The 17,734-nt window shown below is 71.5% G+C and carries 17 protein-coding genes; 9 read left to right on the forward strand and 8 right to left on the reverse strand.

The window, feature by feature from the left end; all coding sequences use genetic code 11:
- Window positions 1-41: 41 nt before the first annotated feature.
- The gene (locus ACLQ2R_RS34485; protein WP_425965605.1) at window positions 42-401 is read right to left on the reverse strand and encodes a hypothetical protein; all 360 of its coding nucleotides are present in this window, start codon (window positions 399-401) and stop codon (window positions 42-44) included.
- Between the two features lie 258 nt (window positions 402-659).
- On the opposite strand from ACLQ2R_RS34485, the gene ACLQ2R_RS34490 reads away from it, so the two are divergent.
- Window positions 660-1,388, forward strand: coding sequence for a hypothetical protein (locus ACLQ2R_RS34490; RefSeq protein ID WP_425965606.1), 729 nt, complete (start codon window positions 660-662; stop codon window positions 1,386-1,388).
- Window positions 1,389-1,488: 100 nt separating this feature from the next.
- Here ACLQ2R_RS34490 and ACLQ2R_RS34495 read toward each other — a convergent pair whose 3' ends face one another.
- Window positions 1,489-2,949, reverse strand: coding sequence for a protein kinase domain-containing protein (locus ACLQ2R_RS34495; RefSeq protein ID WP_425965607.1), 1,461 nt, complete (start codon window positions 2,947-2,949; stop codon window positions 1,489-1,491).
- 222 nt (window positions 2,950-3,171) lie between these two features.
- Here ACLQ2R_RS34495 and ACLQ2R_RS34500 point away from each other — a divergent pair, with 222 nt between their 5' ends.
- Window positions 3,172-3,384 carry a hypothetical protein gene (locus ACLQ2R_RS34500; RefSeq protein ID WP_425965608.1) on the forward strand — a complete coding sequence of 71 codons (213 nt, stop codon included), beginning with the start codon at window positions 3,172-3,174 and terminating at the stop codon, window positions 3,382-3,384.
- Between the two features lie 119 nt (window positions 3,385-3,503).
- Here ACLQ2R_RS34500 and ACLQ2R_RS34505 read toward each other — a convergent pair whose 3' ends face one another.
- Complete coding sequence (locus ACLQ2R_RS34505) at window positions 3,504-3,896, reverse strand: TIGR03618 family F420-dependent PPOX class oxidoreductase (RefSeq protein ID WP_425965609.1); 393 nt, start codon at window positions 3,894-3,896, stop codon at window positions 3,504-3,506.
- A gap of 207 nt (window positions 3,897-4,103) precedes the next feature.
- On the opposite strand from ACLQ2R_RS34505, the gene ACLQ2R_RS34510 reads away from it, so the two are divergent.
- From ACLQ2R_RS34510 to ACLQ2R_RS34520, 3 genes are all read left to right on the forward strand, one after another.
- Window positions 4,104-4,778, forward strand: coding sequence for an AAA family ATPase (locus ACLQ2R_RS34510; RefSeq protein ID WP_425965610.1), 675 nt, complete (start codon window positions 4,104-4,106; stop codon window positions 4,776-4,778).
- Between the two features lie 223 nt (window positions 4,779-5,001).
- Window positions 5,002-5,541 carry a DUF4262 domain-containing protein gene (locus tag ACLQ2R_RS34515; RefSeq protein WP_425965611.1) on the forward strand — a complete coding sequence of 180 codons (540 nt, stop codon included), beginning with the start codon at window positions 5,002-5,004 and terminating at the stop codon, window positions 5,539-5,541.
- 116 nt (window positions 5,542-5,657) lie between these two features.
- A complete protein-coding gene (locus tag ACLQ2R_RS34520; RefSeq protein WP_425965612.1) occupies window positions 5,658-7,526 on the forward strand; it encodes a CASTOR/POLLUX-related putative ion channel in 1,869 nt (622 codons plus the stop codon).
- A gap of 13 nt (window positions 7,527-7,539) precedes the next feature.
- Here ACLQ2R_RS34520 and ACLQ2R_RS34525 read toward each other — a convergent pair whose 3' ends face one another.
- From ACLQ2R_RS34525 to ACLQ2R_RS34545, 5 genes are all read right to left on the reverse strand, one after another.
- Window positions 7,540-7,674: a hypothetical protein gene (locus ACLQ2R_RS34525; RefSeq protein WP_362811892.1), complete on the reverse strand. Its 135-nt coding sequence runs from the start codon at window positions 7,672-7,674 to the stop codon at window positions 7,540-7,542.
- 92 nt (window positions 7,675-7,766) lie between these two features.
- Window positions 7,767-8,984 carry a monooxygenase gene (locus tag ACLQ2R_RS34530; RefSeq protein ID WP_425965613.1) on the reverse strand — a complete coding sequence of 406 codons (1,218 nt, stop codon included), beginning with the start codon at window positions 8,982-8,984 and terminating at the stop codon, window positions 7,767-7,769.
- A 269-nt stretch (window positions 8,985-9,253) separates the two neighbouring features.
- Entirely contained in the window at window positions 9,254-10,330 is a 1,077-nt protein-coding gene (locus tag ACLQ2R_RS34535; RefSeq protein WP_425965614.1) for a lytic polysaccharide monooxygenase auxiliary activity family 9 protein, read from the reverse strand.
- 169 nt (window positions 10,331-10,499) lie between these two features.
- Window positions 10,500-11,687, reverse strand: coding sequence for an alanine racemase (locus ACLQ2R_RS34540; protein WP_425965615.1), 1,188 nt, complete (start codon window positions 11,685-11,687; stop codon window positions 10,500-10,502).
- Window positions 11,688-11,739: 52 nt separating this feature from the next.
- Complete coding sequence (locus tag ACLQ2R_RS34545) at window positions 11,740-13,398, reverse strand: alpha-amylase family protein (protein ID WP_425965616.1); 1,659 nt, start codon at window positions 13,396-13,398, stop codon at window positions 11,740-11,742.
- Window positions 13,399-13,592: 194 nt separating this feature from the next.
- On the opposite strand from ACLQ2R_RS34545, the gene ACLQ2R_RS34550 reads away from it, so the two are divergent.
- The 4 genes from ACLQ2R_RS34550 (at window position 13,593) to ACLQ2R_RS34565 (ending at window position 17,570) form a co-directional block, all read left to right on the forward strand.
- Window positions 13,593-14,030, forward strand: coding sequence for a hypothetical protein (locus ACLQ2R_RS34550; RefSeq protein WP_425965617.1), 438 nt, complete (start codon window positions 13,593-13,595; stop codon window positions 14,028-14,030).
- 144 nt (window positions 14,031-14,174) lie between these two features.
- Window positions 14,175-16,451: a protein translocase subunit SecD gene (gene secD, locus ACLQ2R_RS34555; RefSeq protein ID WP_425965618.1), complete on the forward strand. Its 2,277-nt coding sequence runs from the start codon at window positions 14,175-14,177 to the stop codon at window positions 16,449-16,451.
- A 318-nt stretch (window positions 16,452-16,769) separates the two neighbouring features.
- Window positions 16,770-17,126 carry a four-helix bundle copper-binding protein gene (locus tag ACLQ2R_RS34560; RefSeq protein ID WP_425965619.1) on the forward strand — a complete coding sequence of 119 codons (357 nt, stop codon included), beginning with the start codon at window positions 16,770-16,772 and terminating at the stop codon, window positions 17,124-17,126.
- Between the two features lie 228 nt (window positions 17,127-17,354).
- On the forward strand, window positions 17,355-17,570 hold the full coding sequence (locus tag ACLQ2R_RS34565; RefSeq protein WP_425965620.1) for an EF-hand domain-containing protein: 216 nt from the start codon (window positions 17,355-17,357) through the stop codon (window positions 17,568-17,570).
- The last annotated feature ends 164 nt before the right edge of the window (window positions 17,571-17,734 follow it).

The following is a 17,734-nucleotide window of genomic DNA, read 5'->3' on the forward strand; positions in this document are numbered from 1 at the left end:
GCACGGCCGGGAGTGGTTCCCGGCCGGGCGGCGACAGCCGGTCAGCAGTCGCAGATGAACCCGTAGGTGCCCCAGTCGGCCTTGATGGTCAGCTGGTACTTCGTGCCGTAGAGGCCGTTGACCGCACCCCGGTAGCTCTTGTTCGGGCTGACCGTGCCGCGGCCCACGCGTACGCCGGTCTCGCGGTCCCAGACCTCCCAGGTGGCGATGGAGGTGGTGTCGAGGCCGATCCACACGCGGTGCAGGTCGGTCCTGGCGGGGGTGTAGCCGCTGGCGCACTTGTTGGTCACGTAGGACGGCCGGCAGGTGTGGCGCGTCTCGGCGGCTGCGGGCTGCGCGAAGACGACGGATGCGGCGAGGACGGAGAGCGCGACGAGGGCCGGTTTGAAGGATTTGCGCATTAAATCGATCTCCCTAATCAAGGTTTTGGCGGGGCCAGTATGCCATTCGCCATGATCAGCCCATAAGACCTAACTCGGGTGGTTTTCGTACGCGGTGGCGGTCGGACGCGCCCTTGACGTCCGTGACCTCGCCCGGCCCGGGGAAGGGCGCCGGGCCGGACAGAGACGCCGAGGACGATCCGGCGGGTGGCGCATCGTTCGATATAGGCTGAGATTCTGTGAACCTGGAGGATTCCAGGGTGCTGTGGAGGCGGAACGGTGCGAACGATCCTCTTGCAGGCCGAGGGCGTTGCCGCCGAACCGGCCGTCGTCGAGCTTTCCCCGGGTCGCGAGGTCGTTTTCGGTCGCGGGACGGCGAGCGTCCCGGTCGATTTCCTCCTCGACCATCCGGAGGTCTCCCGGCGAGCCGGAATCATCCGTGCCAGGGATGACTACTGGCTGCTCACCAACCTCAGCCACGACGCCACCCTGGTCGTGGAGAATCCCGAGGGTGGCGGGGAGTTCGTCAAGGTGGCTCCGCGACGGGTCGCGGCGCCCGTGCCGTTCGAGTTCGCCCGCGTGGTGCTTCCGGTGGCGGGCGGCTCCTGTTCCTTCCTGGTGTTCGCCTCGCAGCACAGCTTCGTCGACCCCGACGCGCCCGAGGCCGTGGCGGGCGGCGAGCCGACGGTCTCCGGCTTCTCCCTGGACGAGACCGCGAAGTACTTTCTCGTACTGGTCGCACTCTGCGAGCCGCGCCTCCTCGACCCGGCGTCCCCGGTCATCCCGACGGCACCGGAGGTGCTGGAGCGGCTACGCGAGGTTCCCGGCTGCGCGGGACTGACGCGGTCCGCGATCAACTTTCACATCGACTATCTGGCACGTACGAAACTGCGCGTCAAGGCGTCGTCCGGCTCGCGCAAGGCCGACTGGCAACGCGCCGCGCTGGTCTCCGTCGCGCTGCGTTTCGACCTGGTGCGGGAGGAGCACCTGAAGCGGCTGATCACGTGATCGCGGCCGGTGTCCGACCTCCTCCCGCGTGACCACGGCCGGTATCGGGGGTTCTCCCCGCGCGGTCACGGCCCGTATCAGGCCCGGTGCCTGCGCGCGGTCACGGCTGGTATTCGGCCCGGTGCTTCCGCACCCGTTCGACGAACGGCCGGACACGTTCGGGAATCCCGTTCTCCCGGCGGACCACGTCGTCGGAGGAGCGGAACGCCGCGGCTCCCAGGAGGCCGGGATCTTCGGGCACCCCGGCCATCAGGGGCAGCCGTACGCACAGGTAGCGGCCGACGGCGGGGATGGTGTCCTCGGGTGACAGGGGCGGGGTGAGGATGACACCGCGGCGGTCGGCGGGCAGGTAGTACTGCAGCACCGACGGCGTCCAGCGCGCGAGGCCGTACTCGTTGCCGGCCGCGTCGAACAGGTTCTCGTCGAAGTTGCTCTCCGCCTTCAGGATGGCGGCGACCAGTGCCGGGCTCAGGCCCGGCTCGTCGCAGATCGTGCCGGCTTCGACGATCAGCGCGCGGTACCGCGAGGGGATGTCGGAATCGGAACGCAGCCAGCGCCCGAACGGATCGGCCACGGACGAGTCGACCATCCCGGCCCCCGAGACGCCGGTCAGCACCAGAAGGGCCGCGGCGATCGCCCCCGCCGTCCGTGCGCCCCTTTGCCGGCGTGGGGCCGCGGTGGTGCCTGCCAGCAGCCGCGCCCGGTAGAGCTGCCGCGCCGCGCTGGGCCGCAGCCTCGGGTCGGGGGTCAGGCAGTCGCTCACCCAGGAACGCCAGGCCTCGGGAAGCGAGACCGGAAGCGTCAGGGGGCGTTCCCCGGCCGCGTACTCGGCGGCGGCGACGTAGCGCGCGCGAGCCGTCGGGGCGCCGAAGGGAAGATGGCCGGTGAGCAGCTGGCACGCCGTCACGCCCAGCGCCCAGACATCGGCCGAGGCCCACACGGCGTGCCCGCGTTCGCTCACGTGCTCGCCCCAGCGCTCGGGGGGTACGTGGTCGACCGAACCCATCGGGGGAAGGTAGCCGTGGGTCCCGTCGATCTCGGTGGCCAGGCCGAAGTCGGCGAGGCGCACCGAGCCGTCGGCCATCACGAGCACGTTGTTGGGCTTGAGGTCCCCGTGCACCCATTTCTCGGCGTGCATGTGCGCTATGCCCTCGCACATCTCGGCGATCAGCCTCGGCGCGCCGGGAACGGGGGCACCCGCCCGGATCAGGTCGGCCAGCGACCGTTCCGCCAGGTCCATCACCAGGACGCACGCGCCGTCGAGCTCGGGATCTCCCGCGTCGTCGATGACGAGCGTCTCGTGCAGCCGGATCAGGCGATCGTGCCGCAGCCTGCCGTGCAGGCGTATCTCCCGCTGCGTCATGTCCTTGAGGTGTCCCAGTTGCCGCCGGGTGACCGTGCCCGTGGGCAGGAACTTCAACGCCGCCTGTGTCGCGCTCTCCCCGTCGCGCACTCCCAGGTAGACGCTCGCCCAGCTCCCCGTGGAGATGGGCCTGCCGACCCGCCAGTCACCGACGCGGTATCCCCGGGGAACACGGACCGCCCATCCCTCGGTGTCCATCGCCTTCCGCACTCCCTGTCGCGCACCCGTCGGAGCAAGATTTTTTAGTTGCCCATGAGGTTACATTCAGGTGAGCCGGCCGGGCCGCTGCCCTTCGCGACGGTGGCGGGCGACTCTCCGACGAGGCCGGGGGCTCCGGCGCGATCCGGACCGGGAAGGTCGCCTCGGTGTTTTTTCGCCGGACGCCGCGATGCAGAGGGAGAAAATTGGCACAATACGGGCATGCGATGCACGCAGTGCGACAGTACCGACCTGGAGCCGGGATTCGTCGAGGACTCCGGGGAGCACGCCTACGGCTACGCCCGCTGGATCGCGGGGCCGATCGAGCGTGGCCTGTTCGGCGTGAAACGCTTCGGGAAGGCCCGCTGGGACGTCGAGGCCTTCCGCTGCACCCGGTGCTTCCACCTCGAACTGTTCGCCCGCACCGAGAGGTGAACCCGCCGGGCCGCCGTGGCCGAAGCCACCGGCCGGCCGGCCGGATCGAAGCGTGATCGGATCAGGGCGTGATCGGACGGGGAGGCGCCATCGGGCCGGAGCGCGGGCGGGCCGGAGCCTCAGCCCATGGCGCTGATCTTCTCGGGCTCGATGACGAAGATCACACGCACCTGGTCGCGGCCCCCGTACCAGGGGTAGGGGGTGCCGAGGTACCTCTGGGCGAGCATCTCGATGTGGTCGACCGCGCCGTCGGTGGTGACCTTGACCACCCGGCCCCGTATCTGGACGTAGCGCGAGGGGTCGGCGGGGTCGGAGACGGCGACGGCCACGCGCGGGTCGCGCTCGATGTTCCTGGTCTTCAGGTGGCTCTGCACGCTGTTGATGATCACGTGTTCGCCGTCGGTGTCGGCCCAGGTCTGGGTCAGCTGCGGCGAACCGTCGGCCATCGAGGTGGCGAGGTAGCAGGTGCTCGGCCGGCGCAGCAGGGTGAGCAGTTCTTCTGTGAGTTTCACGGCGATCTCTCGGCCAGGTGGGTGCGACACTGTTCGAGCAGCTCAGCACGGTTGTGACGAGCATAATCACCGCGTCGCGGCAGGGGCCGGAGCGGGGTCCGTAAGGCCGTGGGCGGGGTCACGCCGGACGCGGGCGGCCGTCGGCGCGGACATGCGAGTCCGGCATTCCCGTACGACACGGGCGGGCGGGGTGGCTACCCTCGATTCATGATCGTGTGGTTGAACGGCACATTCGGCGCGGGCAAGACGACGACCGCGCGGGAACTCGTCTCGGTCATCCCCGAGGCCCGGCTCTTCGACCCTGAGCAGGTCGGCGTCATGTTGCGGCACGTCCCCGACCTGCCTCCCGTCGGGGACTTCCAGGACTGGCCGCCGTGGCGCGGCCTGGTCGTGGAGACCGCGCGGCGGCTGCTGGCGTACGTCGGAGGGGTTCTGGTGGTCCCGCAGACGGTCCTCGTGGAGAGGTACTGGACGGAGATCCGCGCCCGGCTGGAGCGGTCCCGCATCCCCGTCCACCACGTGGTGCTCCACACCGACCAGGCCACCCTGACCCGGCGGATCGAGGAGGACACCGCCGACCCCGAGGCCCGGCAGTGGCGGCTGGACCACCTCCCGGACTACCTCGACGCCCTGCCGTGGCTGATCCGCGAGGGGAAGGTCGTGGACACGACGCAGCTCTCGCCGTCGCAGGTGGCGCACGCGGTCGGCCTGCAGGTCGAGGGCGCCGGAAGGCCGCGTACGGCCGCGAGGACACCGGGAGCGGGAACGCCGGGTGCGGGGCCGGTGGCCCCTCCGGCGCGGACCGCCGTGCGGCGGACGGGCGGGCGGGTGCGGCGGGCCCCGGCGGAGCGGATCCCTCCGGAGGGCCTCGGATCTCTGTGAGGAGCCCGGCTCCGGCCGCCGCGACGAGGAGCTCGGTTCCGGCCCTCATGACGAGGAGCCCGGCTCCGGCCGCCGTGATGAAGAGCCTGGTTCCGGCCGCCGCGACGAGGAGCCCGGTTCCGGGCATCGCGACGAGCAGCCCGGCCGTCGCGGCGAGGATTTTGCTGTCCTATTAAAAGCTCGCAACGCGTCCTAAATGCCTACAGCGCATTACGCTCGATACATGTTCGACCAGCCTGTCTGTCACTGTCTGTTGTGCGTCAAGCGCGAGGTGGAGCTCGACGAGGCGGATCTCCGGACGATACGGAGCGTCCAGGACCGGGGATGGGCGGTCGTCATGATCCCCGAGGACGCGGACGGGCCGGGCTGGGCGTTCACCGTCGGGCTCTGGCACACGCTCCGCTCCCCGGAGGTCGCCATGTTCGGCCTGAGGCTGGAGGTGATGGGCAACTGCCTCGGCACGCTCGCCGACGAGATCTCCGCCGGCCGTCACCTGGTCGAGGGCCGGGAGCGGGACGACGTCATCAGGAACTACCCGGTCGTCGCCAAGACGGTGGACACGAGCTGGTACCGCTCGCTGTTCGGCACGGCGCTGCACTTCTACCAGCGGCCGCCGCTGCCGTTCATGGAGATCGTCTGGCCCGACGCCGCAGGACGGTTCCCCTGGAACGACGGCTGCGCCCCCCGGTTCCGCGAGCTCCAGCCCGCCCTGTGGATCCCGAAGGGCGAGCACGCCCCGGGCCCCTGGACCAAGCTCCCCTGACGGGTCGCGCGGCGTCGCGGCCGGTGGCGACCGGTCGCGGTCAGATTCCCGAACCCCCGTGGTGGCCTACGATTCCATGCGATCGTTGACAACGTTTTACTCACGGGGGGAGATTCATGGCACGGCGGGGGACACCGCGGGAGCGGCTGCGCTACTGGTTCGACAACACCATGTCGCGTGGCACGACCGCTCTGATCGGGTGGCTCGCCCTCATCTCGATCGGCCTGATCCTGCTGGTCACCGCGGGGGCCCTGTGGCTGACCCCGCGCGAGGCCGCGCAGCACCACGGCGCCCCGGGCATGCTGTGGATGACGCTGATGCGCACGCTGAGCCCCGGCAAGGTGGCCACCGACACCGGCAGCGCGCCGTTCGTCGCCCTGATGTTCGTCGCCTCGCTGGGCGGGATCTTCGTCGTCAGCGCGCTGGTCGGCGTCCTCGCGGGCGGCCTGATGGGCAGGTTCGAGAAGCTGCGCAAGGGCAGGTCGCGGATCATCGAGACCGGTCACATCGTGGTCCTGGGCTGGTCGGAGCAGATCTTCACGATCATCAGCGAGCTGGTCCAGGCCCACGCGAGCGACCGCGGGTCGGTCATCGCGATCCTCGCCGACAGGGACAAGCTCGCCATGGAGGACGAGATCCGGCGGTTCGTCGGCGACACCGGCAGGACCCGGCTGGTCTGCCGGACCGGCCGCCCCTCCGAGCCGACCGACCTGGACCTGATGAGCCTGGGCACGGCCCGCTCGGTGGTCGTCCTCTCCCCCCAGGGGGAGGACCCCGACTCGCACGTCATCAAGACGCTGCTCGCCCTGGCCAGGCGTGCCGGTGAGCACCCGCCGGTGGTGGCCGCCATCGCCGAGAGCTCCAACATGGCCGCCGCCCGCCTCGCCGGGGGCCCGGACGTCAACCTCGTCGACTCCGACGACACCGCCTCCCGGCTCATCGTGCAGTCGTCGCGGCAGTCGGGCGTCTCGGTGGTCTGCATGGACCTGCTCGACTTCACCGGCGCCGAGATCTACCTGCGTTCGGACCCGGACCTCACCGGGACGACGTACGGCACGGCGCTTCAGGCCTACCAGACCGCCACGGTGATCGGGCTGCGCCGGGCGGGCGAGGTCATGCTGAACCCGCCCTCGGACACCGTGGTCTCCGCCTCGGACGAGATCATCGTCATCGCCCAGGACGACTCCGTGATCCACCTGGCCGAGGGCATGCCCGGCCCCCGGGAGGAGGCGATCGTCTCCTACGAGCACACCGGTCCCGGCCCCGAGCGCACCCTGATCCTCAACTGGAACGGCCGGGGCCGCCGGATCGCCCGCTACCTCGACGCCTACGTCGCGCCGGGCTCCGTGCTGGACATCGCCTCCGACCACCCCGGGGCGACGGCCGGCCGGGAGGGGCTGGAGAACCTCACGGTCAACGTCAAGGAGTGCGACACCGCCGACCGCTACGCGCTCGAGTCACTGGGCCTGGGCCTCTACGAGCACGTGATCGTGCTGTCCGACGACCGCTACGAACCCGGCCACGCGGACATGCGCACCCTGACGACCCTGCTCCACCTGCGCGACATGCAGACCATCCTGAACGAGCACTACTCGATCGTCAGCGAGATGCACGACGAGCACAACCGGAGCCTGGCCGAGGTCACCGAGGCCGACGACATCGTGATCAGTGACACGGTGATCGGCCTGCTGCTCGCGCAGCTCGCCGAGAACCGGCACCTCGCCGGGGTGTTCGGCTGCCTCTTCGACCCCCGCGGCTCGGAGATCTACCCCCGTCCGGCGGAACGGTACGTCCGTCCGGGGGCACCGGTCGACTTCGCCTCGGTGATCGAGTCGGCCCGCCGCCGGGGCGAGACCGCGATCGGCTACCGCCTGGCGGATCACCTGAACGAGGCGCCGCACTTCGGCGTCGTCCTCAATCCGGACAAGTCACACCCGATCCGGCTCGGCCCCGGCGACTCGGTGATCGTCCTGGCCGAACACTGACCCCGGCCCGGGGTCAGGCGGTGATCATGAAGGCGAGCCCCAGCAGCACGGCGACGGGAATCAGCCAGACCACGACCTCGATCGCGAACTCCTTGTACACGGCGGGCTCTCCCTTGGACGCTGCGCGGAAAACGACGAAGGGCAGCATACGATCATTCGGCGCCTCCTCCCTAACCGAAGCCCGGTCAGGAAGGAGGCCGCCTCCCTGACCGGGGCGGGCTTTCCGGCCGTAAGGCCGTCCTACGCGCCCGGGGTCCAGAGGACCAGGCCCAGGCACATCTCGTCGCCGGTGCCCTCGCCCCAGACGACGTAGCGCGGGGTCGAGCCCTTCAGGGCGGGCAGCATCGCGCGCAGGCCCGCGTCGTGGGTGCAGGTGACCCGCAGGCGGTCGCCCTTCTCGACCGTGACGGGCTTGGCCAGCGGCCGGATGGCCTGCTCGTCGAAGTCGTACCGGGGGATGTCGAGAAGGGCTCGCTCGCCGGGGCCGCCGGGGTTCAGCTCGACCTTGATGGAGCGGCCCAGCAGGTGCATGTGCCCGGCCAGGGCGTAGATCGTGCCGTCGGCGGGCAGCGGCACCTCGCAGTGCTGGGTGTCGCCCGGCGGTGGCGGCGTGCCGCCGTTGCACATCTCGGCGAGCCCGGCCGGCGCCTCCTTCGCCTGGTCGCCGAAGCGCCGGCCCAGGTCCTCGACGGCGGCGTCGCGGTCGCACAGCGGGCCCGACTCCCGCTCGGTGCAGGGCAGCTCGATGGGGGCGATGAGCTGGCTGGTCTCCAGAGCGGTGAGCTTGGACGCCCCGTCGGCGAACCGGAGGCGGATGGCCGACTGATCGCTGCCCGTCGTCCCGCCCTGGACGGCGAGCAGGTTGTAGTGGACCTGCAGGACGAGCCTGCTGCCGGCGGCCACCGGGTGGCCGACCTTCTGGGTGAGCAGCGTCTCGTCGGCGCCCGGCGCCCAGTGGCCGATCCACGTGCCGTCCTCGATCCCGGCGTCGCCGAAGCAGGTCCAGCCCTCGCCGGGGGTGCTCGCGTCGAGGGTGCCGGCCTTCTCGGCCGCGCCCTGGTCGACCGCGTAGACGATCGCGTGGTGGACGAGGTCGGTGTTCTGCGGCAGGAACTGGTTGCCGGTGAGGAACGCCGGGGCGCTCAGGCCCGGGTCGAGCAGGAAGCAGCGGTACTCGTCGGTCGCTCCCGGGGGCGCGGCCGGGGTGTAGGGCTTGGGCAGCGTCAGGTTGACGAAGCGTTCCCCGTCGCGCAGCGGCGCGGCCGGGGGCGGGGCCGCGTTCGTCCCGTGGCCGGAGTGCGCGGCGGCACCCGGGGATGCGGGGGACGCCGGAGACGCCGGAGACGCCGGAGACGCAGTCGGATGATGCGCGGTGCTCGTGTCCCGCCCGCATGACGTGACGACGAGGGCACCCGCCAGCGCGAGGGCGGCCAGACCCGACCATCGTGTCGTTTTCATGCCTCCAGCGTCCCCGTTCGCGCCGGTTTTCTCATCGGTCCGTGAGCCCGACCTTCTCATCCTCAGGTCGTAGAGGATTCCGGGGGATCACCGTTCGCGAAGACGACGGACGGCATGGCGCCCGCCCGGACGCCAGGACGGCCGGACGGCAGGCGCCCGCCCGCCGGGACGACCGGCGGACGGGCGCGAGCCTTCAGGTGCCCGGGGGCTGCGGCTCCACCGTCCCCTCGGGGGACCGGGTGGAGCCGCGGGCACCGCTCTCCGGATCGTCAGGCGGAACCGCAGGTCACCGCCGGCGCGGTGCCGGGCGTGCCGGTGACGAGCATGCCGAACGTCGCCGAGGCCCCGGCGCCGAGCGAGCCGTTGTACGCGACGTTGCGGGCCGTCACCGCGGATCCGCTGCTCGTCACCGTCGCACTCCACGCCGAGCTGACCGTCTGCCCGCCGGCGTACGTCCAGCCGACCGTCCAGCCGGAGATCGGGGCCGCGCCGGCGACGACGCTGACCTCGGCCTGGAAGCCGCCGCCCCAGGTGGACACGACCCGGTAGGTGGCCGAGCAGCCCCGTCCGGGAGTGGGGGTGGGAGTCGGGGTCGGGGTGGGGGTCGGCGTGGGAGTGGGCGTCGGGGTGGGCGTCGGGGTGGGCGTGGGAGTCGGGGTGGGGGTCGGCGTCGGGGTGGGGGTCGGGCCGCCCGTGAAGTTCACGTCGCTGCAGAAGTAGTACGACTGGTCCGAGTGGCTGGCCTGCCAGATCGTGAACACGATGTGGTGACCGGTGCGGCCCGGGGCGTTCACCTCGACGGGGGTCGTGGCACCCGTGGGGACGCGGCCCGTCTGCCCGACCTGTTCCAGGTCACCCCAGCCCAGGCGCTGTGTCTTCGGATTGAATCCCTGCTTGGTCGCGTACACGCGTATGTAGTCCGCGCCGTGCAGGGCCTGGTCGAGGAGGTTCAGGGTGAAGCGGGCGGGCTTGTCGACCGTCTTCCACGCTCCGGGGACATCCATCGCCGCGTAGCGGCCGCCCTCGGCGAGGCCGCCGCTGCAGAGCTGGCCGTCGGGGATGGCCGCCTGGTGGTTACCGGCCACGCCCTCGCGGTACAGGCCGTTCCAGTTCCACATGGCCTGCACGTTGGCCTGCCAGGCCTGCCAGCACATGGGGTCCTGGGTGGCCATCTGCGGGTTCTGGAAGTCGCCTCCCCAGCGCTCCCAGCAGCCGTAGTTGCGGGTCGGGGGATCGCTCACCGAACCGTGCGCCGACGCGGGTACGACCAGCGCGGTGACGAGAAGCGCCAGCGCGCCCACGATGGCGAGCAGACTTCGGAGCAATGTGCGGGGGGGCGTCTGCACGGGTCTCCTCCTGGGATTCGGGGTGCATACGGGCGCCCACCATCTCCTAACCTCCTGTCAGGAACAACAGTGATGCCCGGACCGGGACCGGTGAGCTGGCCGTTCACCGCCAGAGGGATGAAACGTTCAAATTCCGCCCGCCTCCCCGGGCGCCGCGGGGCCCGCCGGGTCAGGACGAGTCCGGGCCGTTCAGGTAGTGGAAGACCGGCCGGGGGTGCATCAGGAAGTCGTGGTGGGAGATGTTCCAGGCGTAGGCGCCGGCCATGGTGAACTCGACGCGGTCCCCGGCCTTCAGCGCGATCGGGACGCGGCGGGCCAGCACGTCCTTGGGGGTGCAGAGCTGGCCGACGATCGTGATCGGCTCACCGGTCCGCGGTACGAGCACCGGCTGGTCGTGTCCCTTGGTGGCGGGGGTGCGCAGGTGGTGGGTCCCGCCCGCCACGATCGCGAACAGCTCCCCGTGCACGCGCTTGACGTCGATGACGTGCGTCACGTAGCGCCCGCAGTAGACGGTCAGCGACCGGCCCGGCTCGATCCGGAGCGTCTCGCCGGGACGGCGCAGGGCGGCCAGCCCCCGGCCGTAGGCCTCCCAGTCGAACCGGTCGCCGGGGTCGGTGTAGGAGACGGCCATGCCGCCGCCGAGGTTGATCTCGGTGACCCCCAGCGTCCGCGCGTAGTCCAGGATCGCCGCGGCCAGCTCCAGCATGCGGGGGGCGTCGAGCCCGCTGGCCAGGTGGGCGTGGACACCGCGCAGCCGTACGGCCTCCTGGGACCCGAGCAGCGCGACGCACTCGTCGACGCCCGCGGGGTCCATCCCGAACGGCGTGGCGCCGCCGCCCATCGCCAGCGCGGCCCCCTCGACGGCGATGTCCAGGTTCACCCGGAGCAGCACGTCGGCGGGGCGGCCGGAGGCGAGCAACCGGCGCAGCTCTCCGGGACTCTCCACGTGCAGCCGGGTGACGTCGGCCAGCAGCTCGGCGTCGGTCTTGCCAGGCCCGCCCAGCGCGACGGGCACGTGCGGGGCGTGCTCCCTGACGTGCGCGAGCTCGCCGCCCGAGGCGACCTCGAAGCCGTCGACGTACGGGACGAGCGTGCGCAGCAGCTCGGGGTCGGGGTTGGCCTTCACCGCGTAGTACAGCTCGACGTCCCCCAGCGCGGCGCGGACGGCGCGGACGTGGGCGTCGAGCTCGGCCAGGTCGTAGACGTAGGCGGGCGACGACCTCGGGCCCGGCGCCGAGAGCGAACCCGGCACCGGGGACGGTTCCGGGGCCGGGTCATGACCCGGAGCCAGGTCCGAGGCCGGAGCCGAGGGCCGGGCAGGGGCCGGGGCCGGGCGCGCGGGGATGGTGGAGCTCATGCTCTCCAGGATGACCGAGAGAACGCCCTGCACGCCCGCCCGACACACGGCGTCAGCGCTTGGCCGAGGTGTCCTCCGGGGCCGCCTCGGGGACGGAGGAGCGGAACCAGCGCGTCCCGTACGGCTCCAGGGTGAATTTCACCTTCCCGTCGGAGGGCAGGTCGATGGTGCCGTCGACCAGCAGGTCGACCAGGATCTCGCAGTGTTCGAGCCCTTCCAGCACGAGCTCCACCTCCGCCTTGCGCCCGGCGAAGTTGTGGACGGCGACCACGGTGCCGCCCTCGGCGTCGGCCCGGTGGGCCAGCACGGCGGTGTCCCCCGCGTCCAGGATGGTGTACTCGCCCCAGGCCAGCTCGGGGCACTCGCGGTAGCGTTCGATCAGCAGCATGACCCAGCGGAGCATCGAGTCGGGGTCGCGGCGCTGGTTCTCGACGTTGACGTTCTGCGGGCCGAAGTCGCCGGTGGGGGTGGCCACCTTTGTCTTCGGGTTCGGCGAGAAGCCGCCGCCGGAGGACCACTGCATGGGGATGCGGACCGCCATCCGCCCCTCGGCCTCCAGGTTCTCGCCCAGGCCGATCTCCTCGCCGTAGAAGAGCACCGGCGTGCCCGGCAGCGAGAACAGCACGCTGTAGGCGAGCTTGAGGCGGCGCATGTCGCCGCCGAGCATCGGGGGCAGCCTGCGGCGCAGTCCCCGGTCGTAGACCTGCATGTCCTTGTCCGGACCGAAGGCGTCGAAGACCTCCTGCTTCTGCGCCTCGGTGAGCTTGTCCAGCGTCAGCTCGTCGTGGTTGCGGACGAACATCGCCCACTGCGAGTCGTCGGGCGGCTTGGGCCGGTCGCGCAGGGCGTCGGCGAGGATCTCCGGGTTCTCGCGGGCCATCGCCAGGTGGAAGCGCTGCATGGCGATGAAGTCGAAGCACATGGTGATCTCGTCGCCGTTGCCGGCGTCGCCGAAGTACTTCATCAGGTCCGGGTAGGGCAGGTTCACCTCGCCCAGCAGGATCGAGGAGCCGTCGCGGCGGTTCATGAACGCCCGCAGGTCGGCGAGGAACTCGTGCGGGTCGCCGCCGATGCCCTCGATGAGGAACGGCACCGCGTCCACCCGGAAGCCGGACAGGCCCAGCTCCATCCAGAAGCCGAGGATGCGCGCGATCTCGTCGCGGACCTCGGGGTTGGCGGTGTTCAGGTCGGGCTGGAACCTGTAGAAGCTGTGGTAGTAGTACTGGCCGGTCTTCTTGTCCAGCTCCCAGAGGCTGTCCTCCTTGTCGGGGAAGACGATGGCCTTGGGGTCGACGGGGCCGGGCTCGTCCTGCCAGATGTACCAGTCGCGCTTGGCGGAGTTCTTGCTCGCGCGGGCCTCCTTGAACCAGGGGTGCTGGTCGGAGGTGTGGTTGACCACCAGGTCGGCGATCACCCGCATGCCCCGGTCCCTGGCGGTGCGCATGAACTCCACGAAGTCACCCAGGGTGCCCAGGCGCGGGTCGACCGAGTAGAAGTCGCTGATGTCGTAGCCGTCGTCGCGGCTCGGGCTGGGGAAGAAGGGCATCAGCCAGATACAGGTCACCCCCAGCCGGTCGAGGTGATCGATCTGCTGGGTCAGGCCCCGGAAGTCCCCGATGCCGTCCCCGTTCCCGTCCTTGTACGTCTCGACGTCCAGGCAGTAGACGACGGCGTTCTTCCACCAGAGATCGGCCGTGTAGGTCATTCGCATGCGCTCGCCCTACCCCGGCGTGGCACGTTTATGAGCACTTCCTGCGGGTCCGGAGGATCGCGCTCCCGGGGACTCGAAACGTGGCCCCGCTCCGGAGGGCGTCCGGGAGCGATCGCGTCCCGGCGGGTCCGGGGATGATCGCGCGTCAGCGGGCCGCCGACCGGCTACCGTGGACGGGACGGCAGGAGGGGATCATGCGGCAGCCACGGCGTAGCGCGCCTCTGGGCTGGCTGCTCGCGCTGCTGCTGCCGCTGCTCGTCTCCGGCGGAGCGGGCGGTGTGGCCGGCGCGACCCGCCTGGTCAGCGCCGTCGGCGCCGGTGGTGCCGGTGGTGCCGGTGTCGCCTCCTCGTCGCGGCAGCCGAGCGCGGCCCGGCCCTCCGGCGATCACCACCTCTCCTCCCGCCCGGTCTCCGACGGCGGGCGCGGCGTCCTGGTCACCGCCCTCGCCGGTCTCGGGATCGGCACGGGCGGAGGGAACGGCGCCTCGTCCGCGATCCCGCCGTCCGACCCGTGGCGTCCCGTCTCCCTCTCCGGTACGGGCTCCCGCCCGGCCGGTGACGACGGCACCCGCTCCCTCGCGGCCCTGCTCGTCAGGCCGGGCCGCGCACCACCCGCCTCCACAGCGAGCTGAGACACCCCGGCATTGCCCGGGGTGCCTTCGCCGTACCCGAAGCCGTACCGAAGCCGTACCCGAAGCCGTACTCGAAGCCGTCCCTTCGGACGCGTACGAGCCGTTCCGGAGACGTTTCCCACGTCCAAGCCTGTGGAGGCTTTCATGTCGCGTGCCCCGGTGGTACGCGCGGTGACCGCGCTCGCCGTCATCGCCGCCTCGCTCTTCATCGCTTTCACCATGTCGCCGCGCCTGGGCCTCGACCTGCGCGGCGGCACCCAGCTCGTCCTGGAGACCAGGGACTCACCGACCGTCAAGGCCGACGCCGCGGCCACCGACCGCACCCTGGAGGTGCTCCGCCGCCGCGCCGACGCCCTGGGCGTGGCGGACGCTCCGCTGGCCCGCTCCGGCGAGCGGCGCATCATCGTGGAACTGCCCGGCGTGCAGGACCCGACCAAGGCCGCCGAGGTCATCGGCAAGACCGCGCAGCTCACCTTCCACCCGGTGCTGGGCGCCCCCGACCCGGCGTCCGGCACCAAGCCGGGCAAGGGCGAGCAGATCCTGCCCGACGACCGCGGCCTCCCGGTGCTCATCGGGCCGGCCGCGCTGACCGGCGACGGCGTCGGCGACGCCGCGGCCGGGATCGACCCCCAGCAGGGCAGTGGCTGGTTCGTCACCGTCGACTTCCGTGACAGCGGCCGTGCCGCGTGGGCGAAACTGACCGGCGAGGCGGCCTGCGCCCAGCCGGGCGATCCCAAGCGCAGGGTCGCCATCGTGCTCGACTCCAAGGTGATCGTCTCGCCGCAGGTGAACGAGGGCGTGGCCTGCAACGTCGGCCTGCCCGGCGCCTCGACCCAGATCACCGGTGACTTCACCGCCGAGGAGGCCGCGGACCTGGCCCTGCTGATCAAGGGCGGCTCGCTGCCGGTGCCCGTGGAGATCATCGAGCAGCGGACCGTCGGCCCGACGCTCGGCTCGGCGGCGATCGCGGCCAGCGCGCAGGCGGCGGTCATCGGCATCGCGCTCACCGCGCTGTTCATCATCGTGACCTACCGCCTGGTGGGTCTCCTCGCCGCCGTCGCGCTGGCCTGCTACGCCCTCATCTCGTACGCGGCGCTGGTCGGGCTGGGCGCCACGCTCACCCTGCCGGGGCTGGCGGGTTTCGTGCTCGCCATCGGCATGGCGGTCGACGCCAACGTGCTGGTCTTCGAGCGGGCCCGCGAGGAGTACGCGGCCGAGCCGGTGTTCCGGAGCGCGCTGGAGAAGGGCTTCCGCAACGCGTGGAGCGCGGTGGCCGACTCCAACATCACCACCCTGCTCGCCGCGGCGCTGCTGTTCATGCTGGCCTCGGGGCCGGTACGCGGGTTCGGCGTCACGCTGAGCATCGGCGTGATCGCCTCGCTGATCACTGCCATGGTCATCACGCGCGTCCTGGCGCAGTGGGCGGTGAGCCTTCCCGCCGTGGCCGCCCGGCCGAGGATCACCGGTCTGGCGGGCATCGGGCGCGTCCGTACCTGGCTGAACGCCCGCAGGCCGGACCTGATGGGCCGCCGCACCGTGTACTACGCGGTGACCGGCGTGCTGGTGGCCGCGTCCGTGGCCGGGGTCGCGGTACGCGGGCTCGACTTCGGCGTGGAGTTCACCGGGGGCCGGCTCGTGGAGTACTCGACGAGCACCCCGATGACCGCCGACGCGGCCCGCGAGCTCGTCGGCCGGGCGGGCTTCCCCAACGCGGTGGTGCAGTCCTCCGACGACGGCATCTCCGTGCGGACCGGCCAGATCAGCCCCGCCGAGGTGGTGAGGATCGAGAACGCGCTGGAGAGCGGGGGCGCCCAGGTCGTCAAGCAGCGCGACGAGCTCATCGGGCCGAGCCTGGGAGAGGAGCTGCGCCGCAACGCGCTGATCGCGCTGGGGGTGGCGCTCCTGGCGCAGCTCGGCTACCTGGCCTTCCGGTTCCGCTGGACGTTCGGCCTGGCGACGGTGCTGGCGCTGGTCGCCGACGCGGCCGTGGTGATCGGCGCGTTCGCGTGGCTGGGCAAGCCGATCGACGGGGTGTTCCTGGCCGCGATGCTCACCGTGGTCGGCTACTCGGTCAACGACAAGGTCGTGGTCTTCGACCGGGTCCGCGAGCTGTGGGGGGCGCGGCCGAAGGCGGCGTTCGGCGAGGTGGTCAACACCGCGATCCTGCAGACCGTGCCCCGTACGGTCAACACCGGTCTGGGCGCGCTGTTCATCCTGGCCGCGCTGGCGGTGCTCGGCGGCGACTCGCTGACCGACTTCGCGGTGGCGCTGCTGATCGGGATCGTCGTCGGGACGCTCTCCTCGGCGCTGGTCGCGGGGCCGCTGGCGATCGATCTGGAGCACCGCCGTCCGGGCGTGCCGCCCCGGCCCAAGGGCCGCCGGCCGGCCCGCCCCCGCGAGGGGTCGGGCGCGGTGGTCTGACGGGTACGCTCCCCGCTCCGGCCCGTTGCCCGTCCCCTGCCCGTCCCCGCCTCGCGTGTCGTGGCCGGGGACGGGCCGAGCCGGGGGCCGGGGCGAGGGCCGGGCGGGGTGCTCGCGGCCGGGAACGGGGCCGTCGTGGCGTGTACCCGTCAACCCTCTAACCCGACCGGTGATGAGGGAATTTGTTCCTAAAAATCCCGCCACAGTGGATAAAAGGTGTCATTTCCGGCGGGACGGTTCGGGTGCCGGGGGCAGAACAGGGGTGGCGAGATCGCCGGCCGTCGCAGCGGCGCGGCCCACCGACCACGGGGAGAGAACATGAGCCACACGATGAAGATGAGCCCTCAGATCCAGAAGAGCATGGACGCGTGCATGGAGAGCCACACCCGGTGCGAGCAGACCATGACCTACTGCCTCATGCAGGGAGGCGGGCACGCCGACATGGCGATGATGGGCCCGCTCATGGACTGCGCCGACATGACCCGTCTGTGCGCGGACATGATGATGCGCCAGTCGCCGATGGCGATGGAGATGGCCGCCATGTGCGCGAAGGCGGCGACCAGGTGCGCCGAGGCGTGCATGTCGATGCCCAGCGACTCGATGATGAAGGCGTGCGCCGACGCCTGCCGGATGTGCGCCGAGGCGTGCCGGGCGATGTCTGGCGTACGGGCCTGAGCCTCCGCCCGCGAACGGTCTCCCACGGCGCCGGGATTCACGACGCGGAGGCGGTGGGAGTCGCGGAGGCGGCGGTGCGGGGATTCACGGGGCGGTGCCGGGATCCGCGCAGGCGGAGGCGGCGGGAGTCGCGGGGCGGAATCCTCCGGCCTCGCGCCGGTGATCGTTCCGGATCCCGCTAGTGTGCGTGACGTCTGATTTCCCTGCTGCCGGAAGGCGGATGCAATCGTGGCGGACGACTACGCGACAACGTTCCAGATCGTCGATGTCGACGGTGACGGCCTCATCTCGATCCCCGAGCTGAGCCGTCTCATGGAGGTGCTCGGCGAGCCGATCACCCCCGAGGCGGCCCAGGCGGCCGTCGCCAGGATCGACGTGGACGGCGACGGACTGATCTCCCTGGAGGAGTTCGCCGGCTTCCTCAGCCGGCACCGGGCCGGCTGAATCGCCCGGATCACGACCGGTCGAACCGTCCGGCACCGGGCCGGGCGGGCCGTCCGGCTTCGGCCCGGGCGCCCGCACGACCTCACACCGGACCCGTCGACGGGCCCGGCCCGGACATCCGGGCCGGGCCCGTCGCCGTACCCGGTCCGGCGGCGTTTCTGGAA

Source organism: Streptosporangium sp. DT93, from assembly GCF_049844535.1.
Lineage (GTDB): Bacteria > Actinomycetota > Actinomycetes > Streptosporangiales > Streptosporangiaceae > Streptosporangium.